The organism is Bradyrhizobium sp. WBAH42 (genome assembly GCF_024585265.1).
Lineage (GTDB): Bacteria > Pseudomonadota > Alphaproteobacteria > Rhizobiales > Xanthobacteraceae > Bradyrhizobium.
The window spans coordinates 1468800-1491480 of the sequence record NZ_CP036533.1 but is presented as its reverse complement, the minus strand read 5'-3'; the positions used below and the strand labels follow the sequence as shown (position 1 = coordinate 1491480).

Here is a 22681-nt window from a genome sequence, read left to right as displayed (position 1 = left end):
CCCTTAAGCTTGGTTATGCATTTCGAGCGTTAGATGCACAATAGTGCATCTAGCCCAGTCAGTCTAGCCCGAATCTCGGACTCACATGCACTTTGCTTCATCTCGATCGCATGCGCCTCATGCGGCCTGAAGCCCTGGATCGTCCCGCAAGGCGGCCTTTGCGAACTGCGTGATGGCATCGAGGGTGGGTCCCGGGGCCTCGCGATGGGGGGAATGCGCCGCGCCGGCAAAGACATTCAGGTCGACCGGGCAGTAACATTCCTCCTGCGCGATCTCGGCCTGGCGCAGCGTCCCATATTGATCGTCCGCGCCCTGCACGATCATGACGGGCACGCGGATGTAGGCGAGGTATTCGGAGATATCCCAATCGCGGAATTTCGGATCGAGCCAGGCGTCGTTCCAGCCCTGGAAGGCGTTGTCGACGTCCTTGTGCCAGCGCGCGAGCTTTGACCTGAGGTCCGTGGTCTCGAACGTCGTCTTGATCGTGGCGATCGATTTGACCGAGATGTCCTCGACGATGAAGTGCGGCGCGATCAGCACGAGGCCGTTGAGGCGATGATCCTGATGCGCCCCGGCATAGATGGTGGCGATCGAGGCACCATCGGAATGGCCGAGCAGGAGGCCGCGCTTGAACTGAATCGCATCGAGCAGCTTCGGCAGCACGTCCAGCGCCTCGCGGTGCATGTAGTCGAGTGGCCGCGGCAGCGCGACCGGGCTGGACTGGCCATAGCCTGCGCGCGAATAGGCGAAGATGCCCGCGCCCGTGGCCTGCTGGAGCTTCTCCGGGAAATCGCCCCAGAGGCCGACGGAGCCGAGGCCTTCATGCAGCATGACGATGGTAGGGGCGTCGGGGACCAGCGGCGCGAGCCATTTGTATTCGAGGCTGGCGCCGCCGATGCCGAGGAAGCCGGTGGGGGTGAGTTGGGTCATGGTCGAATTCCCATTCCTAGCCAAATGCCGAGATGCTCACCCTCCCCTGGAGGGGGAGGGTCGATTCACAGCGAGCGCAGCGAGATGTGAAGCGGGGTGGGGTGATCTCTCCGCAGATGCAGTGCCCGTGTGGAGAGATCACCCCACCCCGTCACGCGTCTCGCTACGCTCGATCGCGTGCCGACCCTCCCCCTCCAGGGGAGGGTAAGCAAGCGCCACACGCTCAATGCGCCCCTTCCCGCAGCTTGAACCGCTGGATCTTGCCGGTCGCCGTTTTCGGCAGCGAGTCCACCACGTCGATCCAGCGCGGATATTTCCAGGGGCCTATCTTCTGCTTGACGTGCTCCTTGAGCATCTCCTGCAAATCCGTCGTCTTGGCGCCAGGGCGCAGCACGACGAAGGCCTTGGGCTTTAGGAGTCCTTCCGGATCGGCCTCGGGCACGACGGCAGCTTCCAGCACCGCCGGATGCGTGATCAGCGCGCTCTCCACTTCGAACGGCGAGACCCAGATGCCGGAGACCTTGAACATGTCGTCGGCGCGGCCGCAGAAGGTGTAGCGGCCATCCGCGTCACGGACATATTTGTCGCCGGTGCGGGTCCACGGTCCCTCGAAGGTTCGGCGGCTCTTGTGACGCTGGTTCCAGTAGCCTTCGCCGGCCGAGGGCGCATCGACCAGGAGCTCGCCGACTTCGCCGTCGGCAACATCCTGCCCGGCTTCGTTGACGAGCCGCACCGCATAGCCCGGCACCGGCTTGCCGGACGAGCCGTATTTGATGTCGCCGGGCGCGTTCGAGAGAAAAATGTGCAACAGCTCGGTCGAGCCGACGCCGTCGAGGATGTCGACGTTAAAGCGTGCCTTCCAACTGTTGCCGACCGATTCCGGCAGCGCCTCGCCCGCGGAGGTGCAGATGCGCAACGCCTTGCCGCCGCGCTCGCTCTTCATCGTCTCGTCATTGAGCATCGCCGCGAACAGCGTCGGCACGCCGTAGAAGATCGAGGGATTGTAGCGGTTCATCAGGTCGAACATGCGCGCCGGGGTCGGCCGCTCGCTGTTGAGGATCACGCTGGCGCCGACCGACATCGGAAAGGTCAGCGCATTGCCGAGGCCATAGGCGAAGAACAATTTCGCCGCGGAGAGACACACGTCGCTCTCGCGAATGCCGAGCACCTGTTTTGCGTAGGTGTCGGCGGTCGCCTGCAAATTGGAATGGATGTGGCGCACGCCCTTGGGCATGCCCGTTGATCCCGACGAATACAGCCAGAACGCCGGCTCGTCCGGATGCGTCGCGGCGGTGGTGAACTGGTCGCTCTCGGCGGCCAGCTCTTCGGCAAGCTGCTTGTGGCCGTTCTGCTTGGCGCCGGAGACCACGACGTGCTCGAGGTCGGGCATGCGGCCGACGACGTCCTTGATGACGGGATAGAGCGCTTCGGACACGAACAGCACGCGCGCGCGGCAGTCGGCGAGGATGTAGGCGTATTGGTCCGCGGTCAGCAGCGTGTTGAGCGGCACCGGCACGATGCCGGCGCGGATCGCGCCCAGGAACACGATCGGGAAATCGACCGTATCGAGCATGATCATCGCCACGCGCTCCTCGCGGCGGACGCCGAGCCGGCGCAGCATGTTGGCGGCGCGCCGGGTCTGTTGCTGGAGCTCGCCATAGGTGAGCCGCGAGACGGTGTCATCGAAGGCCAGCTTGCTGCCCCTGCCCTCCTCGACGTTACGGTCGAGCAGCCAGGTCACCGCGTTGTAGGATCCCTCGCTCACGGACATCTCTCCCGAATATAGAATTATAATTCATAGAAAGACACCACGGCGGCTTGCTGTCAATGCCAGCAGGCACTATGTTTCATTAAAACGCGCCGCAGGACACCTGTAAAGAAGACTCATGACCGAAAGTCCCGACGCCGAATCCCACTTCCTCGAACAGCTCGGCCAGCGTGTGCGCACCATGCGCGCGCTGCGCGGCATGTCGCGCAAAGTGCTCGCGAAGGTGTCGGGAATCTCGGAGCGCTACATCGCGCAGCTCGAAAGCGGCAAGGGCAATGTCTCGATCGTGCTGCTGCGCCGCGTCTCCGACGCGATGGGCGCGCATCTCGAAGACCTGCTGCCAAGCGCCGATCCGACGCCGGACTGGCAGATGTTTCGCGACCTCTTGCGCAAGGCGACTCCCGGCCAGATCGCGCAAGCAAAGGATCTGCTCACTGGGGGCAGCGCCTCCGCGCCGCGGCGCGCGCCATTCTGCGGCATCGCGCTGATCGGCCTGCGCGGCGCCGGCAAGTCGACGCTTGGGCGGATGCTGGCGAAGAAGATCGGCTGGAGCTTTGTCGAGCTCAACAAGGAGGTCGAGCAGCAGAACGGCCTTTCGGTCGCGGAGATCATCGCGCTCTACGGCCAGGAAGGCTTTCGCCGCATGGAGCAGGCGGCGCTGCAACAGCTGCTGGCGCGCAACGAGCTGATGGTGCTGGCAACCGGCGGCGGCATCGTCTCCGAGCCCCTGACCTTCGACAAGGTCCTGAGCTCGTTCTACACGATCTGGCTGAAGGCCGAGCCGGAGGAGCACATGGCGCGCGTGCGTCGCCAGGGCGATCTGCGCCCGATGGCGGATGATCGCTCGGCGATGACGGAGCTGCGCAACATCCTGCTCAGCCGCGAGCCGCTGTATTCGCGCGCAACCGCGGTGGTGGATACGGCGGGACTGTCGGTCGACGCCGCCGCCGCGCGCCTGATCGATGCGGTGCGGCCGGTGCTGCAGAACGAGGCCCGCAGCTTCGGCCTACGCAGCGTGGCGCTGTAGAGAATGACCGACACGACCACCGCAATCTCCATGTTCGAGCGGATCGGCGGCCGCGCCACGATCGACGCCCTCGTCGACCGCTTCTACGACCGCATGGACACGCTGCCGGAGGCGAAGATCATCCGCGCCATGCATGCGGACGACCTCGGCCTGATCAGGGACGTGCTGAAGCGCTATCTCACCGAATGGACCGGCGGCCCGCGGCTCTATACGCCCGAGAGAGGCCATCCGCGGCTGCGCCAGCGCCATTTCGGCTTTTCCATTGGAGACGCCGAGCGCGACGCGTGGATGCTGTGCATGCGCGGCGCGATGGAGCAGACGATCACCGATGCCATCGCACGGGAGGATCTCGACAAGGCACTGTCGAACCTTGCGGATTGGATGCGCAACCGGCCGTGACAGGGCCGCCTTTGGCGCAGTCCGACGGCGTATCACGTGCCCTGCACCGGGTCATTTGAGTTCCGCCGCGATCGCCTGCTAAGCTCCAGACATGACCGAGATCCTCCGTGACACCGTGCGCGCGGACGCGAGCACACGCGAGATGGCAGCCGTGCTCTACAAGGCGGTGGAGCGCGAGGCGGACGAAAGGTAGCGTGCGATGGACGCGCCTCCCGATGTCGTTCGTCGACCGCCCTCGCCGCGCCTTGCGCGCCTGGTCTCCAGCATTTCGTTCTACCGCGAGCGCGGCATCGGCCTGGCCGCCTTCCGGCACGCCGCGCCGCTTACACTGCCTCTGCTGGTGAATTTGGGAACGCCCTTCCGTATTGCACTCGGACACCAACCTGACACCGCCGATGCGCGGCCGAGTTTCGCGGCGGGTCTGTTTCCCGGACCGGTCGTTATCGAATCCGACGGACACGCCGAATGCGTTCAGGTCGATTTCACGCCGCTCGGGGCGTATCGCTTCTTCGGAGGAGCCGTGCCCGATCTGACCGCACGGATCGTCGGACTCGACGACATTTGGGGGCGGCACGGTAGCGACCTCCGCGCGAGGGTGGCCGAGGCGGCCGGCTGGCAGCGACGATTCGAGATCGTGGAAGACTTCGTGCTTCGCCACGCCGTGCATGAGCCCTCGCCTGAGATCGCTTTCGCGTTGCAGACGCTCTGGCGAGGCGCGGGCGCGGTCAGAATCGCCGACATTGCCTCCGACATCGGCTGGAGCCGCAAGCATCTCACGCGCCGCTTCCACCACGAGATCGGTGTTCCGCCAAAGACGTTGGCCCAGATGCTGCGCTTTCATCGAGCTTGCATCCTGGCCCGGACGGACGGCACAGGCGGCTGGGCGGCCATTGCCGCGGAGGCCGGCTATGCCGACCAGGCACATCTTGCGCGCGATTTCCGCATCTTCAGCGGAGAGACACCGACCGGATGGGCCGCGCGGCTCGATGTCATCGATCCACGACTGATGCGCGACGGCGGCGGCTAGCGCCACGGGGGCGAGACACGGCTAGGTCCCATTTGTTCAAGCCGGCTGGCTTGATCCGGACTAGGGTCGGTTTCGCAACAGACAAGGACTTGCACCGGACTTGGAACGAGCTTGGAGAGTGTCATGAACCCGCCGAACGCTTATGAAGCGCCGCGCCTCTTCCACACCATGCGCTGCAAGGATACGGAGGCGATGATCGCCTGGCTGAAGAACGTTCTCGGCTTCACCGAACGCGTGGTGTACCGCAAGGAGGGCACGGTCGTTCACGTCGAGCTGGCGTTCGGATCGTCGATCCTCATGCTGGGCGCGCATCGCGACGACGCCTACGGCAGACAGGTTGGCGACATCGGCGGCCGGCGGACGGATGCCGTCTATCTCGCTGTTGATGAGCCCGACGCGCTCTATCAAAAGGTCAAGGCCGCCGGGGCGCAGATCGAGATGGAGCCCTACACGACCGATTATGGCAGCCGCGATTTCGCCGCGCGCGATCCGGAGGGCGGGCTCTGGAGCTTTGGCACCTATTGGCCCAAAGTCGGCGAGCAGCCGCTTCCCGGCTAGCGGGCGCTCGCGTCGGACAACGCTCGGGCGCTGCTTGAGCCAGCCGCATCCGCGCCGAGAATGCGCGCTGGCCGACCGTTTCCCCGCTAGATCGACCAGTAATTCGGATGCGGGTAGGGCCGCGAGCGGTCGCCCCAGTCGAACGCGTCGCCATCGAACTCGCACGGGCCGCTGCTGAGTTCGTCCAGCGTCTGCTCGATCTGGAACGCCTGCCGTGCCGGATCGTATTTCAGCGCGCTCCACTGCAGCGGATAATGGTGACGTGTACCGAGCAGCCCGCCGGTCTTGATCACGGCATAGGCGACCGTTCCGCTCATCTTGTCGAGCATCAGTCGCTCGATCGTGCCGAGCTTCGTGCCGTCGCGTCCGTAGACGGCGACGTGCTCCACGCGATCACTGGGAACCATGGTGTGTTGCATGGCGTGCTCCCTGGTCTTGTGTGGAGCGCATTATAGCTGAGTAGGGTGGGTTAGCGAAGCGTAACCCACCTCTTTAGTTTCCGCGTGGACGGAAGTGGTGGGTTACACCTTCGGCTAACCCACCCTACACGCTTACAGCAACTGCGAACGCACCGCCTCCGCACCGTCCCGCAACAGCGGCAGGAAGCGGTCGATCAGCTCCTGCGCCGGCACGCGGTCGACATGCGCGCCCATGTTGATGGCGGCGACGATCACGCCGTCGTAGCGGCGGACGGGGACCGAGATCGAGCGGAAGTGCGGCTCGGCCTCGCGGTCGACCAGCGAATAGCCCTGGGCCCGGTCGGCAGCGATGCGCGCGAGCAGCGCCTTCGGATCGGTCACCGTCTGCGGCGTCAGCGCCTCCCGTTTCATCGTCTTCAGCCGGGCAGCGAGATCGGCGTCGTCGAGTTGGCCGAGCATGGCGCGGCCGACCGAGGTGCAGAAGGACGGCAGGCGGTAGCCGATCTCGAGGCCGCCGGAGAACATGCGCGCCGGACTGCTGCGGGCGATGAACACGACCTCGTCGCGGTCGAGCACGGCCAGCGAGGAGATTTCATTCGCCGCCGTCGCAACGCGATCGAGCACCGGTTGCAGCACCGCGACGAGCTGGTTGGATCGCAAATAGGACGCGGCCAGCGTCAGCACATGCGGCGTCAGCGAGAACAGTTTCCCATCGCCGCTGACGAAGCCGCCGCGCTGGAGCGTGAACAGCATGCGCCGCGCCGTCGCGCGCGGCAGATCGGCAGTGCGGGCGAGATCGCTCAGCGTCATCGGGCCGGCATTTGTGCCGAAGCACTGCAGCAGGCGCAGCCCGCGGTCGAGGGCCTCGACGAAATCCGTTGCGCGCTCGTCAGTCTCAGTCCGCTTCAGCTTGGGCATGTCAGGGGAAAATCCTGCAAAATAGTACTTGCTGGCGCTCCAGCTCATGTCATAATTCGCCCATTCGTTCAATAGGCGAACAGAACGCTTCTCCAGAAAAGGACGCGACCGCCATGATGAGCCAGGAGCAGAACGACCTGATCACCCGCACCGGGCCGAAGGATCCGTGCGGGAAGCTGATGCGGAGCTACTGGCAGCCGGCGGCGCTGGTGGACGAGCTGGAGGGTGCGCGGCCGATCCGTCCGGTGAAACTGCTCGGCGAGAATCTGGTGCTGTTCCGCGATGAGACCGGGCGCTATGGGCTGATCGACCGCCACTGCGCCCATCGCGGCGCCGACCTCGCCTTCGGACGGCTCGAGCATGGTGGCCTGCGCTGCGCCTTCCATGGCTGGCTGTTCGACGCCACCGGCCAGTGCATCGAGACGCCGGCCGAGCCGAAGGATTCCAAGCTTTGCCAGAACATCCGCCAGCGCTCCTACCCCGTCGTCGAGAAGAGCGGCATCCTATGGGCCTATCTCGGCGAGGGTGAGCCGCCGGCGTTCCCGGAGCTCGACTGCTTCATTGCACCAAGCAGCCATACCTTCGCGTTCAAGGGGCACATGGCCTGCAACTGGCTGCAGGCGCTGGAGGTCGGCATCGATCCCGCCCACGCCTCCTATCTGCACCGCTTCTTCGAGGACGAGGACACCTCCACCGCCTATGGCAAGCAGTTTCGCGGCGCCTCCGCCGGCAGCGATCTGCCGATGACGAAGATCCTGCGCGAATACGATCGCCCGATCATCAATGTCGAGCACACCGAATACGGCCTGCGCCTGATCGCGCTGCGCGAGATCGACGAGGAGCGCACCCATGTGCGTGTCACCAACCAGCTGTTCCCGCACGGCTTCGTCATCCCCATGAGCACGGAGATGACGATCACGCAGTGGCACGTGCCTGTCGATGACGAGAACTGCTATTGGTACGCGATCTTCACCAGCTATTCGAACCCGGTCGACAAGCAGAAGATGCGCGACCAGCGGCTCGAGCTCTACGAGCTGCCCGACTACAAATCGCGCAAGAACCGAGCTAACGATTACGGTTTCGATCCGCACGAGCAGCAGACCGCGACCTATACCGGCATGGGCAACGACATCAACGTCCACGACCAGTGGGCGGTGGAATCGATGGGCGCGATCCAGGATCGTACCAAGGAGCATCTCGGACAGAGCGACAAGGCGATCGTGCAGTATCGCCGCCTGCTGCGGCAGGAGATCGAGAAGGTCTCCGGCGGCGAGAGGCCGATGCTGTTTCTGGACGCGGCCAACGCGCGCAGCATTCAGGGGCCAGCGACGATGGACGGCATCGGACCGACGCGGGGCTGGGAGACCTATTGGATGGAAGTCGACGTCAAGCGCCGCCGCGGCGCGCCATGGACCGCGCCGGTGCCGAAGGAGATCGCGGACAACGTGCACCGGCTGACGGCGGCCGAGTGACGTCTATCCTCGTCATTGCGAGCGAAGCGAAGCAATCCAGTCTGTCACCGCGGATGCATTTCTGGATTGCTTCGTCGCAAGAGCTCCTCGCAATGACGGAGAATGTGGCGCATGCTTCGCGCCTCACGACTGGAGGAGTAGCAAAGTGACTTTCGTCGCGCGACATGCGCTGTGGTCGGATGAGCAGAGGGACGCAGCCCAGCGCATGCGCCGCATCGCCGAGGAGAAGAACCTCGAGGTCATCCGCCTCGCCTTCCCCGACCAGCACGGCATCCTGCGCGGCAAGACCATCGTCGCATCCGAGGCGATCGCCTCGCTGGAGAGCGGCTGCTCCATCACCACCACCATGCTGGCCAAGGATACCTCGCATCGCACGGTATTCCCCGTGTTCACGGCAGGCGGCGGCTTCGGCATGAAGGAGATGGAGGGCGCGGCCGACGTGCTGATGGTGCCTGATCCCACCACGTTTCGCGTGCTGCCGTGGGCGCCCACCACGGGCTGGGTGCTGTGCGACCTTTATTTCAACGACGGCCGTCCCGTGCCTTTCGCGACGCGCGGGCTCTACAAGCGCGTCCTCGGTGAGCTCGGCACGCGCGGCCACGATTTCGTCGCGGGGCTCGAAGTGGAATTCCACATCTTCAGGCTCGACGATCCGCATATGCGCGCGGAAGACGCAGGCCAGCCCGGCACGCCGCCCTCGGTCAGCCTGCTCAGCCACGGCTATCAATATCTCACCGAGCAACGCTTCGATCAGATGGAGCCGGTGCTGGAGATCCTGCGCCGCGACATCGTCGCGCTGGGGCTGCCGTTGCGCTCGGTCGAGGTGGAGTTCGGCCCCAGCCAGTGCGAATTCACGTTCCAGCCGAAGAAGGGCGTGGAGCCCGCCGACAACATGGTGCTGTTCCGCAGCGCGGTGAAGCAGATCGCGCGCCGCCATGGTTATCACGCCACCTTCATGTGCCGGCCGAAGCTGCCGAACGTGTTCGCGAGCGGCTGGCACCTGCATCAGTCGATCGTCTCGCGCGCGAGCGGCGACAATCTGTTCATGGCCCAGGAAGCGGCGAAGGATGGCGGCGAGCCGCTCAGCGCGTTCGGCAAATCCTACCTCGCCGGCCTGCTCGATCACGCCCGCGCCTCGACATTGTTCACCACGCCCACCATCAACGGCTACAAGCGCTATCGCTCCTATTCGCTGGCGCCCGACCGTGCGATCTGGGGCCGCGACAATCGCGGCGTGATGATCCGCGTGCTCGGCGGCGCCGGTGATGCCTCAACGCGCCTGGAGAACCGCATCGGTGAGCCCGCGGCCAATCCCTATCTCTACATGGCCTCGCAGATTCTCTCCGGCCTCGACGGCGTCGACCGCAAGCTCGATCCCGGCCCCTCGGCCGACACGCCCTACGAGACCAAGGCGCCGCCATTGCCGAAAAGCTTGCGCGATGCGGTCTCAGCGCTCAAGGACGACCCGTTCTTCCGCGAGAAGCTCGGGGCGGAGTTCGTCGACTACTACACCCACATCAAGAACGCCGAGATCGACCGCTTCCTGTCGGAAGTGACCGACTGGGAGCATCGCGAATATTTCGAGGTGTTTTGAGCAGGTCGGGCTCGCCGGCGCCGGCGCCTCACTTCAGCCGAATCGTGTCCACCCGGCGGCACTGGACGCAAAAATAAACGTGCTCCGCAGGCAGCGTGACTATTCCAGGTAGTGTCGCCAGGAACTTCATCGGGCGCCTGCATTTTGAGCAGATGAGGATCGGCGGCTCGTCTTCGCGATCGGAACTCATACAACAACCGGGGTCTGAAAGCCGCCCGCACGATACTGCCGCGCTGCGCACGCTTCATCTCGGGACAACTACCGGCCTCTATCGGAATCCGGTCAGGCCTTGATCGGCACGCTGCTTCACGCCGGCGTGAGGCGACTTCTTCCGGAATGTTCCGACGACATCGCGCCGGCCCCGGACGAAGCCATTTTCCTCATCCGGCGAAAAACGCCGGAAAGGCAGGCGGCGTACAACGCCTTCCAATGATCAACAACGGAGTTCGGTCATGTGGAGTCAGCTTTTCAGCCTGATCTATCGCCTGTCCTGCCGGACCACCCTGGTCGAGATCGGCGTGCACCGTCTCGCGCGTTGAGCCCCACGGGAATTAGGTAAGATCGATTGACCAGATGACGGGGATTTCCATGCGCAAGCTGATCCTGATCGCTGCGATGTCGCTGCTCGCAAGCCAAGCCCACGCCGGAGGCTCGCGGAGCCTCAGCCTGGCGGCGGCCAATCCGAACCAGCCGGCCACCGAGCAGCCGGCCGCCACGCCGCCGCAGGCGACGCAAGCCTCACCGGCAAACGTCCAGACGCCGGCCGCGCCCGCCGCGACGACACCGACAGCCGCAGCTCCGGCGCAATCAACCACCACGCCGGCGGCAAAGACGACCGAAACGCCAAAGCCGAAACGCCGGCAGCCGTCCGTGGAAGCCCGTGTGATCCGCGAACTGCACCGCCACGGGATCTATTGGTAATCGTCCGGCCGCATCCGCCCGGCAGCTACGCTCACCAGCGATAGCCGAGCGTGGCGATGACGGTGAGCGGCGCACCCCGGTAGCAATAACCGACCTGACAGGTCGTGTAGTGCACATTGAACAGGTTCTTGGCGTTGACCTGGAACTGAAGCCCTTTCAGCTCCTTCGCCGCCTGGCCGAAATCGTATTTCAGCGCCGCGTCGACCAGCGTCACCGAGCTGTTCCTGAACGTGTTCAGATCATCGCCATAGCTCCAGGACATGTAGCGCGCGCCGGCACCGACGCTCAGGCCCGCGAAGGGGCCAGCCAGCGGCAGGGCATAATTCCCCCACAGTGTCACGGTGTGCGGAGGATTGCCGGACGGAAACTTGCCGACCAGCGCGCTGTCGCCGGCCTGCTTGGTGACCATGTCGAGATAGGTGTAGGACGAGGTGATATCGAAACCGTTGCCGAGGCTTGCGAGCCCCTGCAATTCGAAGCCGCGGCTTTGAATCTCGCCGCGCTGGATCGTCACGCCCGCGCCCGTCGTCACCAGGCCGCCATCCTGGGTCAGGTCGAACAGCGCGGCGGTGATGAAGCTCCGCGTCCCCAGCGGCTGATACTTCACGCCGATCTCGGTCTGCTTGCCGGTGGTCGGCTTGAAGAAGGCGCCCGACGGATCGACGCCGAGATTGGGAAAGAACGACGTCGAATAGGCGACGTAGGGCGCCACACCGGAATCGAACACATAGGTCAGTCCTGCCCGCCCGCTATAGGCCTGATCGGACTGCGCCTGTCTCGTCAGCGCGAACAGGTCCTCGCTCGTGGTGCGGACCCAGTCGCTGCGGCCGCTAAGCGTCAGGATCCAGTGGTCCAGCTTGGCCTGATCCTGAATGTAGACGCCGGACTGGGTTTGCCGCTGCGCCGTGGAGGACGAGATCGCGGGATCCGGAATGGATTCCGGCGCATAGACCGGCGCAGCCAGATTGAGATCGGACACGCCGAAGCCGAACCCCTGCTTGTCGGTGAACCTCGACGACGTATAGTCGGTGCCGACCAGGAGCGTGTGCTGCACGGGGCCAGTGGAGAGCCTTGCCTCGACCTGGTTGTCCATGATGGCCGATTGCAGCGTGTCGTGGACGTAGCCGGTATAACGCGACACGACATTGCCGACGGGAACACCGAGAAAGCCGACGTAGCGCGTAACCGCGTCGAGATCGACGTAGCGGAATTTCTGGCGAACGGTCACGGCGTTGTTGAACGCGTGCTCGAACAGATAGCCGACCCGCCCCTGCTCCTGATCGAGCGAATTGTAAGACGGGCTGCCCGTGAAGATATCCGTGGTGGTGCCGGTCCCCGCCGAATAGGTGAACATCGAGCCCGGCGTCTTCGATCTCTGATAGGCGCCGAGAAGCGTGAGGGTTGTCGATTGATCCGGTCGCCAGGTGACGGCCGGAGCGACATAGGTGCGATTGTCCTTGCCTCCCGGCACGAAGACGTCGGCGTCGCGCACCACGCCGGTCAGCCGATAAGAGAATTGGCCGTTGGGATCGATCGGCCCCGAGACATCGAAATTGCCCTGGACGCGATCGCGGTCGCCGAACAGCGTCTGCACCTCGTGGAACGGCTGGCTGGTCGGCAGCTTGCTTTGCAGATCGATCAGTCCGCCTGGCGAGCCGAGGCCATAGAGCGCCGAGCTCGGGCCGCGGACCACGGTGATGCTGTCGACCCCATAAGGCTCCGTCTTGAACACGCCAAGGCCGGCGCCGACGAGACGCAGGCCGTCGAGATAGATGCCGTTATAGGTGATGTCGAAGCCCCGGATCGAGATGGCGTCGAAGCGCGGATCGTAGCCCGAGGCATCGATGCGCACGCCCGGCTCATAGCCGACTGCTTCCGTCAGCGTCTGCACGGCGCGGTCGTTGAGCTCCTTGCGCGTCACGACCGAGATCGACTGCGGTGTCTCCAGCAGGGGCGTGTTCGTCTTGGTGCCTGCGGAGCTGCCGTTCGCGACGTAGCTGTTCTCGCTCGACATCGTGGCGCGACTGCCACCTGCCTCGCGCGCATCCCGGCTTCCGGCTTGCCTGGAGGCGGCATCGCGTTGCGCCGCGACACGGCCGCGCTGCGATGGTGAATTGCGCTGGGTAGACGGGGCGCGCGGACGCACCTGGCTCGGCGCCTCCACGGTGACGGGCGGCAATGTCGCGGCCGTTGATCCCGAATTGGTCCCGGAGACCTGTGCGAGGCTCGGCGTCGACTGCAAAACCGCGCCCAGACCGGCCACACCCAGACCAGCCTTCATCACCCGTTCCCAACCGAACGTTTGCCCGTCGCCACGCCTCATCGTCTTCCCCAAGCTCCGTCTTTGGACAACCCGGGAGTAACCAGATCGAGGCGCACGGCGCCTTTGCGACCGCGCAAATCGCCTTTGATTCCACGTGGAGGCTTTCAAGACTGAGGCCTGAGGCCGCGCATCGCGTGCTGCTGTTACTGGCAGCGGCTCGGCGAATGACCGAAGCGCCTGCGAAAGGCCGTCGCGAAGTTCGCCGGATGGGTGTAGCCGACCCGATAGGCCGCCTCGGTGACCGACAAGCGCTGGTGTATCAGAAGGGATCGTGCGGTATCGAGCCGGCGGGCCCTCAGATAATCGATGGAGCTCTCGCCATAGGCGATCTGGAATTTCTGATTGAAAGATCGTCGGCTCAGGCCTGCGTTGCGCGCCAGCTCGTCGATGCTCCAGGGATAGGCAAGGTCGGCGTCCATCCGCTCCTTGGCCGATTGCAGTCGAATGCGCTGGAGATCTGTCGCCGGATCAACCGCGATCCGGCCGCACTCACCGAACAAGACATGGACGACGATCTCGGCGGCATGCGCCGACAACAACAATCGCGCCGCGTTTCCGGCGACCGGCGGCGAGAACATTTCCGCCGCGACCGCCCGCACCCGCGCTGGTGCGGTCCGCGAGACGATGACCGCACCAGATCTCTCGTCCTTGAACAGCGCCCGAAACGCGGCGCCGAGTCCGAGCTGATCGATGGAAGCTTCGGGCAACGCGAGGCCGATGGCGGGCCGCTCCCCACACCGCACTGAGCGTTTCACGGCGAGGGACTCGCGCACGGCCATCACGCCCATCCGCCTCTCGCCGATTGAGCGCGTCAGAGTGCCGCGGCCAGTGTCGGCTTCATCGAACGCTACCGAGATGAACAGGCCCGGCGCCGCGATTGCAGGCCCCTCGGCGTCTGCTCGAAACTCACCTTTGACGAACACACAGCCCGGATAATCCAGCCATTGGGCGGCCCCTCGCTGTGCGGAACCGATGTCGTCCTGAGGCAACCCGACAATTTGCTCGTAAAAGTCCCGCATCGAATCCACAACGCCGCGCCTTCTTTGACGGCTGACGGCGGCGCGCTCAAGAGCTCAGCGCGCAGTTTGGAGGATTTCGAAATTGGATTTGCTCGAAGGAAGCTTGCGTTGCGCCGGGAAGGCAACGAACGCGTCAGATTCCCAGATATTTGTGCTGCAAGTCCGGCGCGGCCATCAGTTCGTCGGAGGTGCCGCTCCACACCGTCTTGCCGCGCTCGATGATGTAGTGGCGATCGCAGATGCGGGCGAGATGATCGACGTTCTTGTCGACGACCAGGATCGACTGGCCCCGGCTCTTGAGCAACGACAGGCAGTTCCAGATTTCTTCGCGGATCAGCGGCGCGAGGCCCTCGGTCGCTTCGTCCAGGATCAGGAGTTTGGGATTCGTCATCAGCGCGCGGCCGATTGCGAGCATCTGCTGCTCGCCGCCGGAGAGCTGGTTGCCCATGTTGGACGCACGCTCGGCCAGGCGCGGGAACAGCACGTAGATGGCCGCGAGCGTCCAGGGATTATCGCTGTTGAAGCGATCGGCCGCAGCCGCGACCAGGTTTTCGCGCACGGTGAGGTTCGGGAAGATCTGGCGTCCCTCGGGAACGAGACCGACGCCCAGCTTGGCGATTCTGTAGGACGGAAGCTGCCGCACCTCAGCGCCCGCGAAACGAATGGTGCCTGCGCGCGCCGGCGTCAGGCCCATGATGGAGCGGATGGTGGTGGTCTTGCCCATGCCGTTGCGGCCCATCAGCGAGACCATCTCGCCCGGCTTGATCGACAGCGACAGGCCGAACAGCACCTGGGACAGGCCGTAACAGGTCTCGATGCCGTCGACGTCGAGCAGCGTGTCAGTCATGATGCGTCACCACGTGCTGATCGCCGAGATAGGCGCGCTTGACGTCTTCGTTGGCCCGGATCGCGGCCGGATCGCCGGAGGCGATGACGCGGCCATAGACCAGCACCGAGATGCGGTCGGCGAGCGCGAACACCGCCGGCATGTCATGCTCGACCAGCACGATCGAGACCTCCTTCCGCAGCTCCTGGAGCAGCTTCACCATGCGCTGGGATTCGGTGACACCGAGGCCGGCCATCGGCTCGTCCAGCAGCAGCAGCTTCGGCTTGCTGGCGAGCGCAACGGCAAGCTCGAGCTCGCGACGCTCGCCATGGCTGAGCCTGTTCACCACGACATCGGCCCGATGGCCGAGACCGACGCGGTCGAGCGCGGCGTGTGCGGCATCGCGCAAGGGTCGCTCCTTGCGCGCGTTGGCGAAGAAGCGAAACGAGGTGCCGGCATGCGCCTGCGCCGCCAGCGCGACATTGTCGGCGGCGGTGAAGTCGAGCAGCAGCGAGGTGATCTGGAACGAACGCGCAAGACCGAGCGCGCAGCGGCGATATGCCGGCAAGTGGGTAATGTCCCGCCCCGCCAGCGAGACGCTGCCGGAATGCGGCGCGAGATGTCCGGTGAGCTGGCTGATCAGCGTGGTCTTGCCGGCACCGTTCGGGCCGATGATGGCGTGCAGCTCGCCGGATGCGACGTCGAGCGAGACGTTGTCGGTCGCGATGATGCCGCCGAAGCGGCGCACCAGCTTTTCGACGCGGAGCAAGGGTTCAGCCACGGCCAGCCCTCCCGAGCACGCCCATGATGCCGCCGCGGCCGAACAGCACGATGAGCAGCAGCAGCGGCCCCATGATCAGCGCCCAATATTCGGTGATCTGCGACAGGAACTCCTCCAGCAGCAGGAACACCACCGCACCCATGATCGGGCCGAACAACGTGCCCATACCGCCGAGGATCACCATCACCATGAGGTCGCCGGAGCGGGTCCAGTACATCACGGCCGGGCTGACGAAATCGGTGTTGTTGGCGAGCAGCGCGCCGGCCAAGCCACACATGGTACCCGATATGACGAAGCAGACCAGCTTGTAGCGCTTGGCCGGGAAGCCGATCGCCTGCATGCGCTGCTCGTTGGAGCGCAGGCCCTGCACCACGAGACCGAAGCGCGAATTGACGATGCGCCAGATCAGGAAGACGACGCCGAACAGGCAGGCGAGGCAGAGATAGTAGAACTGCACGCGATTGCCGAGATTGATGAGACCGGAGAAGTCGCTGCGATTGTAGATCGTGAGGCCGTCGTCGCCGCCGTAACGCGCCAGCCCCGAGGCGACGTAATAGGCCATCTGCGCGAAGGCCAGCGTAATCATGATGAAGTAGACGCCGCGGGTGCGAAGCGAGAGCGCGCCGATCACGAGCGCATAGATCGCAGACGCGGCGAGCGCGACCGGAAACTGGATGAAGCCGGAACCTAAGCCTTCCTGCGCGAGCATGCCGACGGCGTAGCCGCCGATGCCGAGATAGGCGGCATGGCCGAAGCTCATCATGCCGCCAAACCCCATGATCAGGTTGAGGCTCGCGGCCGCCAGCGCCAGGATGATGATGCGGGTGAACAGCGTCAGGATGAAGATGTTGCCGGACAGCTGCGAATAGAGCGGCAGCAGCACGAGGCCCGCCAGCATCAGGGCCGTGACGGCCTTGCTCACGCTCAAACCCTTCATCGACGGTTGGCCGGAAACAGCCCCTCCGGCCTTACCACCAGCACGATCGCCATCAGGAGATAGATCAGCATGGAGGACAGCGCGGGTGCGGCGGTGGACGCGGCGGCGCCGCTCAGCACCTGGCGGAGCAGGTTCGGCAGGAAGGCGCGGCCGAGCGTGTCGATCATGCCGACGAAGATCGCGGCGAGGAAGGCGCCGCGGATCGAGCCGATGCCGCCGATGACGATGATGACGAAGGCGAGGATCAGGATGTTCTCGCCCATGCCGATCTGCACGGTGAGGATCGGCGCCTGCATCAGGCCGGCGAGGCCCGCGAGCGCGGCGCCCAGGCCGAACACCAGCGTGTAGAGCAGCTTGATGTTGATGCCGAGCGCACCGATCATCTCGCGGTTGGAGGCGCCGGCGCGGATCAGCATGCCGATGCGGGTGCGCATCACGCCGAGATAGAGCAGGAGCGCGACCAGCAGCGCCACCGCGATGATGGCGAGCCGATAGGCGGGATAATGAATGCCGGGCAGGATTGGCACCGGCACCGTGAGCCAGGCCGGCAGCGGCAACGCCAGGCCCGCCGGGCCCCAGATCAGCCGCACGGCTTCATTGAAGAACAGGATCAGGCCGAAGGTCGCGAGCACGTGGTCGAGATGGTCGCGGCCGTAGAGATGCCGCAGCGCCGTCACCTCCAGCACGATGCCGAGCACGAGCGTGGCTCCCAGCGCCATCAGCGCGCCGAGCAGGAAGCTGCCGGTCCACGCCGCGAAGGTCGCGGCGAAATAGGCGCCCATCATGTAGAGCGAGCCGTGCGCAAGGTTGACGAGATCCATGATCCCGAACACCAGCGTCAGGCCGGCGGCGAGCAGGAACAGCAGCAGGCCGAACTGCAGCCCATTCAAGAATTGTTCGACGACGAGCAGCATCAAGACTCTTTCAGGCGCGCGCAGCGTTGCGCCGATGTTCGAACACAGTCGCCATCAGTGAAAGAGCTCCCCCTGCCTCTTCAAGGCCGAAAAATGGGTAATGGCAGTATCGTTCCTAGGCAAGAGCGATTCGACACCAGACATGCACTTTGTTGCATCTCGGCACATGCGGATTGCACCCGGCAGCACGATCTAGAAAACATTTTAGGCTTAAAACAATTCGGAGCAATAGAGGATTTTAGGCATCCGGCGCTTCTTCGTGCAGCAAAGGGGCGCCGATATGCGCCTTGCAATGCAAAAAGGCTGCCGCCCGCCGTGAGGCAACCTGCCGCACTCAAATGACATCACCCTCTCACCGGCTGGCGATGAGAGGGTGCGATCATGTTGCGCCTAGTGCGACGTCATCTGCCGGGGGAGCTCCTCCGGCTCGGTGAGGACGCTGTTGGCCGTCGATGCCTCCAGGGCCGCCATCCGAAACAGATAGGCGAGCGTCGTCAATCCGGTGTCTTCCGCCATCTGCGCCAGCTCGAGCGCCATGTCGGACATGTAGCCGAGATCCTCGTCCCGGATTTGCGCCATGATCTGGCTGTCCCGCATCACGTTCGACATTTCAGGCGCTCTTTCGTTGCGCGGCAGCATGACCGCGGAGGTTGGCACGGGCGATGCAGTCGATCCGCGGACCGTCCTGCTGGACGATGCTCGTCATCCCAATACGGTCGCGCACGACATCGAGCGACTCCTGGCGCATCTCGATGGTCGCCGCCATGGTCCAGGAATTCTCCACCAGCGCCGGCAATCCCAACGGCGTCACGACAAATCCGATGTCGTGGAACCGCGGCAACCACCACGTCTCCATGACGAGGCAGAGCCGTTCGATGCCCTGATCGAGACAGAATTCCTGCGCGGCCGCCATCAATTGTAAATTGAACTCGCCATCGCGGCGCTCGCGCGTGACGAAGAAGCGCGACCACTCCCAGACCAGCGGGTCCGCAGGGCAACCGCGCACCGCGGCGAGATGCGGGAAAACCTCGCTCATCATCGTCGGCCGGGTGGTCGGATACAGGCGGGAGCCGCCGAGCACACGGCGGTTTTCGAGAGCCAGCAGGTAGACCGCGTCCTCGTTGTCGTAGGTGTCGATCTCGCGGCCATCGGGCTTGCGAAGCGCCTCCCATTTCCGCTCCTCGACGAAAATCTCGTGACGAATTCGGAAATGCTGTTCGAGAACGTCCTCGTATAGGTGCCGATTGACGCAAGAAATCACATGAATCATGAAGTCCCCCATGGCTTGAAATGGGGGCAGCCTCAGCGAAAAAGGAAAAATCGACTATTGGGAAATTTCCCAGTAGGCGAAGATTTCAGGGAGTGATGATTCTGTGGCGGATCGCGATGGCGACCGCATGCGTCCGGTTGACGGCGCCGAGCTTGCGCGCAGCAGTTGCAAGATGCTCTTCGGCGGTGCGTTGCGTGATGTGCAGGATCTCGCCGATTTCCCAGGCAGACTTGCCTTGCGAGGCCCAGGCGATCACCTCGCGCTCGCGGGGGGTAAGACGCGTGGACGGATGCGGCACCGGCTCCAGCAAACGGCGGATGTGATCGAAGCCGTACATCCCGATCAGGTGCAGCGCCGGCTTGCTGCGCGCATTGAGATCGAGGTGGACGCCGCCGAGCGAGACGCCGGCCTCATAGCCAGTCAAGCCGTGGATCGGCACGACGAAGCCGCGCGACATGCGAAAATCGGCTGCGCGCCGCATCACCTCGACCGCACCGGGCTCCAGCTCCGGATCGTACGGCGCTTCGGACCATTCGAAAGGGTTCACCGTCTGCCGGCATTTGCGAACCACGGGATCGACCCGGTCGTAGCTCTTTTCGGTATAGAGGCTGAACCACTCCGCCGGCCACTTCTTGGCAAGCACCATCTGGGAAAAGCGCTGCTCGGGATTCGGCAAGCCCGTCACGATGATATGTTCGAAACCGTAGCGACCGAACGCGGTTGCAAGCGCGTCCATGGCGTCCGAAACCTTGGTATGGGCTGCGAGCCCTTCGATGAAATCGAGCGCCTCCCGGCCATAATCAACGGCGGACATCGTAAGTTTCCTGACCCTCGCCGCTCCCGTATAGCACGTATTCGCAGACTGCCTCAATTCGCTATGGCAGTAGTTTCCCGGTGCTCATCCGTTCTGAAGATTTAAACTACTTGTGGCAGAATTGACGCCACGATACACCTGAAGGCGTCGAAGCGGGAAACCAACGATGGAAGACGAGGATATCGCCCTCAACAGTGTGCTCGGCCTGGAATTGAACCGCGTGTTTTTTGCCGTCCGCGAAACCGCAAACAAGCAGAAGATCATCGAGTTTGCGCGCGAGGTGCTGCAGAGCGAGCGCGCGGAGCTGGCCGGGAGCGTGTTGCCGGAAGGGCCAGCGAGCTAGAGTGCCGTTGCAACAGCCGAAGCAACAGATCGCGCCACGAGAACGCCTCTCCATCTGAACGCGCGGATTTTAGTCGAACACTCTGACCGGGAAGTTGCTTCGTCATCATCCGCAACGAGCCTGCTGCGCTCTTACCCTCCCCTGGAGGGGTCCGGGACGAGCGTAGCTCGCCCGAGGGTCGTCTCATATTGAGCGCAGCGAAATGTGAGACGGGGTGGGGTGACGGTCCCTCCGCGACGAACAGTGCCCGAGTGGAGAGATCACCCCACCCCGCTCGCGCTTCGCGCGATCGACCCTCCCCCTCCAGGGGAGGGTAAAGCACCGCGCCTCCGTCCACATCGACACACACTTGCCGCTGGATGACATCGCATCTCTCGTGAGATGATCGCCGCCACGATCTCTTGTCGATGCCAGGGACATTTCAAGGCCATGATGACGCTGCGCCAGGTCGAAGTGATCCGTGCCGTGATGGTGACGGGCACCATTGGCGGTGCGGCGAAGCTGCTCAACGTCTCGGCGCCGGGGATCAGCCGCCTCGTCAAATACACCGAGCGCTCGCTCGGCATCCGCTTCTTCCAGCGCCAGAATGGGCGCTACTTCCCGACGCCGGAAGCCGAGAACATTTTCGAGCAGATCAACGGCGTCTACAAGAAGGTCGACGACCTCTCCGAGATCATCTCCAAGATCGGCCGCGGCGGCCTCTCGGAATTACGCATCGGCTCGGTGCCGAGCATCTCGCAGGTGATGGTGCCGCGCGCGATCGAGCGCGTCCGCCGCCGCTATCCCGATCTCGGCATCGACATCAACATCCTCAAGCTCGAGGAAGCCATCGACTACCTGATGCTCGGCCGCGGCGAGTGCGTGGCGATGAGCTATCGGCTCGAGCATTCCGGGCTCGACTTCATGCCGCTCGCCTCGGGCGAGCTCTATTGCATCGTGCCGCCGGGCCACGAGCTCTCCGGCCGCAAGCAGGTCTCGGCCGCCGAGATCACGCGCTATCCACTGATCGGCATCGATCCCAACGATCCCTATGGCCGCATCATGGCCGAGATCTTCGCGCGCCATCGGCTCGACTACAACATCACCATCCGCGCGCGCTTCGGCACCACCGTCTGCGCGCTGGTGAAGGCGGGGCTCGGCATCGCCATCATCGACCAGTTCACGGTGGCCCATGGCGGCTATCCCGGCATCGAGCTCTTGAAGATCGCCGAGCCGACGCGGTTCGACACCTATGTTGCGGTCAAGCGCGGCACGCCGCTGTCTCTGCACGCCGAATACTTCATCGAGGCGCTGCGCACCGAGATGCGCGCGGTCGAGCCGTCCCGCGGCAGTGGCAAGGCCGCCCCGGCCCGCGGACGAAGGAAGTAACATGATGTTAGGTTTGCAGGACAAAAGGGTAATTGTGTTAGGCGGGGGAAAGACTATCGTCGCAGCTGGAATTGCACAGATTTCCCCGCTAATGGCCGGGGCCGGATGCTCCCAACGAAACGATCGCGAACCATGTCGAAACGCGGATACGCCGCCAGCAAGAAGCTCCTCACCGGCCTGATCGGCGCGCCGATCGCGCATTCCGCGTCCCCCGCCATGCACGAGCGCGCCGCCGAGGCGCTCGGCCTGCGCGGCCATTACCAGCTCATCGAGGTCGCCGGCGCCGATGCGGCCGGGCTGCGCATGATGCTGGAGGGCGTCCGGCGGCTCGGCTTTGCCGGCGTCAATGTCACCTACCCCTATAAGGAAGCGGTCGTGCCGCTGCTCGACGCACTGGCGCCAGGCGCGGCCAGCATGGGCGCGGTCAACACCGTCGTCGTCCGGGATGGCCGGCTGACCGGCCACAACACCGACACCACGGGTTTTGCGCGGGCGGTGATGCCGTTGCTGGCGTCGTCCGGCAACGCCGTCGCCGTGATCGGCGCCGGCGGCGTCGGCAAGGCCATCGCGTTTGCGCTGGCGAGCCTGAAAGTAGCCGACATCCGCATTCTCGACAGCGAGCCGGCGCGCGCCGAGAAACTGGCCGCCCTGCTCGCCTCGCGCGGCGCCCGCGTCGCCACCAGCGTCGAGGACGCCCTCGAGGGCGCGACCGGTCTCGTCAACGGCACGCCGGTCGGCATGCTGCCGAACCGTGACACGCCGGTTCCGGTGGGGCTGCTCAGGGCGGACCTTTGGGTCGCCGACGCCGTCTATTCGCCCTTGATCACGCCGCTGCTGGCCGCAGCGCGAGAGAAAGGCGCCCGGATCATGACCGGCCGCGAGCTCGCGATTTACCAGGCCGCCGACGCCTTCGAACTGTTCACAGGCCTTGCCCCATCGACCGAGATCATGGGAGAGGCTTTTGACGCCGTGATGGCTGCGCGCAGCGCGGCCTATCAGGCAGCTTGAGGCGAAGCGGCCGGATACAAGGCCGCTTGCAAGATTTGAAACGGG

23 protein-coding genes are annotated in these 22681 nt (G+C 64.5%); 10 read left to right on the top strand and 13 right to left on the bottom strand.

Annotated features, from left to right (window positions below; translation table 11 throughout):
- Window positions 1-117: 117 nt before the first annotated feature.
- Window positions 118-930, bottom strand: coding sequence for an alpha/beta fold hydrolase (locus DCG74_RS06935; RefSeq protein WP_172786135.1), 813 nt, complete (start codon window positions 928-930; stop codon window positions 118-120).
- Between the two features lie 223 nt (window positions 931-1153).
- The gene (locus DCG74_RS06930) at window positions 1154-2695 is read right to left on the bottom strand and encodes a benzoate-CoA ligase family protein (protein ID WP_172786136.1); all 1542 of its coding nucleotides are present in this window, start codon (window positions 2693-2695) and stop codon (window positions 1154-1156) included.
- A 121-nt stretch (window positions 2696-2816) separates the two neighbouring features.
- Between DCG74_RS06930 and DCG74_RS06925 the strand changes: the two genes are divergently transcribed.
- The 4 genes from DCG74_RS06925 to DCG74_RS06910 all read left to right on the top strand — a co-directional run bounded on the left by DCG74_RS06925 (window position 2817) and on the right by DCG74_RS06910 (window position 5709).
- The gene (locus DCG74_RS06925; RefSeq protein ID WP_172786137.1) at window positions 2817-3725 is read left to right on the top strand and encodes a helix-turn-helix transcriptional regulator; all 909 of its coding nucleotides are present in this window, start codon (window positions 2817-2819) and stop codon (window positions 3723-3725) included.
- 3 nt (window positions 3726-3728) lie between these two features.
- Window positions 3729-4124: a group II truncated hemoglobin gene (locus DCG74_RS06920; RefSeq protein ID WP_172786138.1), complete on the top strand. Its 396-nt coding sequence runs from the start codon at window positions 3729-3731 to the stop codon at window positions 4122-4124.
- A 199-nt stretch (window positions 4125-4323) separates the two neighbouring features.
- On the top strand, window positions 4324-5151 hold the full coding sequence (locus DCG74_RS06915) for an AraC family transcriptional regulator (protein WP_172786139.1): 828 nt from the start codon (window positions 4324-4326) through the stop codon (window positions 5149-5151).
- Between the two features lie 123 nt (window positions 5152-5274).
- Entirely contained in the window at window positions 5275-5709 is a 435-nt protein-coding gene (locus tag DCG74_RS06910; protein ID WP_172786140.1) for a VOC family protein, read from the top strand.
- A gap of 86 nt (window positions 5710-5795) precedes the next feature.
- Here DCG74_RS06910 and DCG74_RS06905 read toward each other — a convergent pair whose 3' ends face one another.
- Entirely contained in the window at window positions 5796-6128 is a 333-nt protein-coding gene (locus DCG74_RS06905) for a PRC-barrel domain-containing protein (RefSeq protein WP_172786141.1), read from the bottom strand.
- A gap of 132 nt (window positions 6129-6260) precedes the next feature.
- A complete protein-coding gene (locus DCG74_RS06900) occupies window positions 6261-7046 on the bottom strand; it encodes an IclR family transcriptional regulator C-terminal domain-containing protein (RefSeq protein ID WP_172786230.1) in 786 nt (261 codons plus the stop codon).
- A 113-nt stretch (window positions 7047-7159) separates the two neighbouring features.
- Between DCG74_RS06900 and DCG74_RS06895 the strand changes: the two genes are divergently transcribed.
- The 3 genes from DCG74_RS06895 (at window position 7160) to DCG74_RS06885 (ending at window position 11033) form a co-directional block, all read left to right on the top strand.
- On the top strand, window positions 7160-8518 hold the full coding sequence (locus tag DCG74_RS06895; protein WP_172786142.1) for an aromatic ring-hydroxylating dioxygenase subunit alpha: 1359 nt from the start codon (window positions 7160-7162) through the stop codon (window positions 8516-8518).
- A gap of 145 nt (window positions 8519-8663) precedes the next feature.
- On the top strand, window positions 8664-10112 hold the full coding sequence (locus DCG74_RS06890) for a glutamine synthetase family protein (protein ID WP_172786143.1): 1449 nt from the start codon (window positions 8664-8666) through the stop codon (window positions 10110-10112).
- Window positions 10113-10700: 588 nt separating this feature from the next.
- The gene (locus tag DCG74_RS06885) at window positions 10701-11033 is read left to right on the top strand and encodes a hypothetical protein (RefSeq protein WP_172786231.1); all 333 of its coding nucleotides are present in this window, start codon (window positions 10701-10703) and stop codon (window positions 11031-11033) included.
- 31 nt (window positions 11034-11064) lie between these two features.
- On the opposite strand, the gene DCG74_RS06880 is transcribed toward DCG74_RS06885, so the two are convergent.
- From DCG74_RS06880 to DCG74_RS06840, 9 genes are all read right to left on the bottom strand, one after another.
- The gene (locus DCG74_RS06880; protein WP_246708860.1) at window positions 11065-13314 is read right to left on the bottom strand and encodes a TonB-dependent siderophore receptor; all 2250 of its coding nucleotides are present in this window, start codon (window positions 13312-13314) and stop codon (window positions 11065-11067) included.
- Between the two features lie 185 nt (window positions 13315-13499).
- A complete protein-coding gene (locus DCG74_RS06875) occupies window positions 13500-14375 on the bottom strand; it encodes an AraC family transcriptional regulator (protein ID WP_172786232.1) in 876 nt (291 codons plus the stop codon).
- A gap of 133 nt (window positions 14376-14508) precedes the next feature.
- Window positions 14509-15222: an ABC transporter ATP-binding protein gene (locus tag DCG74_RS06870; RefSeq protein WP_172786145.1), complete on the bottom strand. Its 714-nt coding sequence runs from the start codon at window positions 15220-15222 to the stop codon at window positions 14509-14511.
- On the bottom strand, window positions 15215-15982 hold the full coding sequence (locus DCG74_RS06865) for an ABC transporter ATP-binding protein (protein ID WP_172786146.1): 768 nt from the start codon (window positions 15980-15982) through the stop codon (window positions 15215-15217). Before DCG74_RS06865 ends, DCG74_RS06870 begins: the two co-directional genes overlap by 8 nt.
- Window positions 15975-16919 (bottom strand): branched-chain amino acid ABC transporter permease, encoded by a 945-nt coding sequence (locus tag DCG74_RS06860; RefSeq protein WP_172786147.1) that lies wholly within the window; start codon window positions 16917-16919, stop codon window positions 15975-15977. The genes DCG74_RS06865 and DCG74_RS06860 overlap by 8 nt, the downstream gene beginning before the upstream one ends.
- On the bottom strand, window positions 16916-17833 hold the full coding sequence (locus DCG74_RS06855) for a branched-chain amino acid ABC transporter permease (RefSeq protein WP_018644491.1): 918 nt from the start codon (window positions 17831-17833) through the stop codon (window positions 16916-16918). The genes DCG74_RS06860 and DCG74_RS06855 overlap by 4 nt, the downstream gene beginning before the upstream one ends.
- A gap of 390 nt (window positions 17834-18223) precedes the next feature.
- Window positions 18224-18442, bottom strand: a complete 219-nt coding sequence (locus DCG74_RS06850; protein WP_172786148.1) for a hypothetical protein — start codon at window positions 18440-18442, stop codon at window positions 18224-18226.
- A gap of 1 nt (window position 18443) precedes the next feature.
- Entirely contained in the window at window positions 18444-19103 is a 660-nt protein-coding gene (locus tag DCG74_RS06845; protein ID WP_172786149.1) for an acyl-homoserine-lactone synthase, read from the bottom strand.
- A gap of 85 nt (window positions 19104-19188) precedes the next feature.
- The gene (locus tag DCG74_RS06840; protein ID WP_172786150.1) at window positions 19189-19917 is read right to left on the bottom strand and encodes a LuxR family transcriptional regulator; all 729 of its coding nucleotides are present in this window, start codon (window positions 19915-19917) and stop codon (window positions 19189-19191) included.
- A 166-nt stretch (window positions 19918-20083) separates the two neighbouring features.
- Here DCG74_RS06840 and DCG74_RS06835 point away from each other — a divergent pair, with 166 nt between their 5' ends.
- From DCG74_RS06835 to DCG74_RS06825, 3 genes are all read left to right on the top strand, one after another.
- The gene (locus tag DCG74_RS06835; protein ID WP_172786151.1) at window positions 20084-20260 is read left to right on the top strand and encodes a hypothetical protein; all 177 of its coding nucleotides are present in this window, start codon (window positions 20084-20086) and stop codon (window positions 20258-20260) included.
- A 429-nt stretch (window positions 20261-20689) separates the two neighbouring features.
- Window positions 20690-21628, top strand: a complete 939-nt coding sequence (locus tag DCG74_RS06830; protein WP_172786152.1) for a LysR family transcriptional regulator — start codon at window positions 20690-20692, stop codon at window positions 21626-21628.
- A 132-nt stretch (window positions 21629-21760) separates the two neighbouring features.
- Complete coding sequence (locus DCG74_RS06825) at window positions 21761-22636, top strand: shikimate dehydrogenase (protein ID WP_172786153.1); 876 nt, start codon at window positions 21761-21763, stop codon at window positions 22634-22636.
- The last annotated feature ends 45 nt before the right edge of the window (window positions 22637-22681 follow it).

What these genes read in the sequence shown, in the direction of transcription:
- DCG74_RS06935 (WP_172786135.1), bottom strand. Translation starts at nt 930, where the DNA reads ATGACCCAACTCACCCCCACCGGCTTCCTCGGCATCGGCGGCGCCAGC.
- DCG74_RS06925 (WP_172786137.1), top strand. Translation starts at nt 2,817, where the DNA reads ATGACCGAAAGTCCCGACGCCGAATCCCACTTCCTCGAACAGCTCGGC.
- DCG74_RS06920 (WP_172786138.1), top strand. Translation starts at nt 3,729, where the DNA reads ATGACCGACACGACCACCGCAATCTCCATGTTCGAGCGGATCGGCGGC.
- DCG74_RS06915 (WP_172786139.1), top strand. Translation starts at nt 4,324, where the DNA reads ATGGACGCGCCTCCCGATGTCGTTCGTCGACCGCCCTCGCCGCGCCTT.
- DCG74_RS06910 (WP_172786140.1), top strand. Translation starts at nt 5,275, where the DNA reads ATGAACCCGCCGAACGCTTATGAAGCGCCGCGCCTCTTCCACACCATG.
- DCG74_RS06905 (WP_172786141.1), bottom strand. Translation starts at nt 6,128, where the DNA reads ATGCAACACACCATGGTTCCCAGTGATCGCGTGGAGCACGTCGCCGTC.
- DCG74_RS06900 (WP_172786230.1), bottom strand. Translation starts at nt 7,046, where the DNA reads ATGCCCAAGCTGAAGCGGACTGAGACTGACGAGCGCGCAACGGATTTC.
- DCG74_RS06895 (WP_172786142.1), top strand. Translation starts at nt 7,160, where the DNA reads ATGATGAGCCAGGAGCAGAACGACCTGATCACCCGCACCGGGCCGAAG.
- DCG74_RS06885 (WP_172786231.1), top strand. Translation starts at nt 10,701, where the DNA reads ATGCGCAAGCTGATCCTGATCGCTGCGATGTCGCTGCTCGCAAGCCAA.
- DCG74_RS06880 (WP_246708860.1), bottom strand. Translation starts at nt 13,314, where the DNA reads ATGAAGGCTGGTCTGGGTGTGGCCGGTCTGGGCGCGGTTTTGCAGTCG.
- DCG74_RS06875 (WP_172786232.1), bottom strand. Translation starts at nt 14,375, where the DNA reads ATGCGGGACTTTTACGAGCAAATTGTCGGGTTGCCTCAGGACGACATC.
- DCG74_RS06870 (WP_172786145.1), bottom strand. Translation starts at nt 15,222, where the DNA reads ATGACTGACACGCTGCTCGACGTCGACGGCATCGAGACCTGTTACGGC.
- DCG74_RS06860 (WP_172786147.1), bottom strand. Translation starts at nt 16,919, where the DNA reads ATGAAGGGTTTGAGCGTGAGCAAGGCCGTCACGGCCCTGATGCTGGCG.
- DCG74_RS06855 (WP_018644491.1), bottom strand. Translation starts at nt 17,833, where the DNA reads ATGCTGCTCGTCGTCGAACAATTCTTGAATGGGCTGCAGTTCGGCCTG.
- DCG74_RS06850 (WP_172786148.1), bottom strand. Translation starts at nt 18,442, where the DNA reads ATGTCGAACGTGATGCGGGACAGCCAGATCATGGCGCAAATCCGGGAC.
- DCG74_RS06845 (WP_172786149.1), bottom strand. Translation starts at nt 19,103, where the DNA reads ATGATTCATGTGATTTCTTGCGTCAATCGGCACCTATACGAGGACGTT.
- DCG74_RS06840 (WP_172786150.1), bottom strand. Translation starts at nt 19,917, where the DNA reads ATGTCCGCCGTTGATTATGGCCGGGAGGCGCTCGATTTCATCGAAGGG.
- DCG74_RS06835 (WP_172786151.1), top strand. Translation starts at nt 20,084, where the DNA reads ATGGAAGACGAGGATATCGCCCTCAACAGTGTGCTCGGCCTGGAATTG.
- DCG74_RS06830 (WP_172786152.1), top strand. Translation starts at nt 20,690, where the DNA reads ATGATGACGCTGCGCCAGGTCGAAGTGATCCGTGCCGTGATGGTGACG.
- DCG74_RS06825 (WP_172786153.1), top strand. Translation starts at nt 21,761, where the DNA reads ATGTCGAAACGCGGATACGCCGCCAGCAAGAAGCTCCTCACCGGCCTG.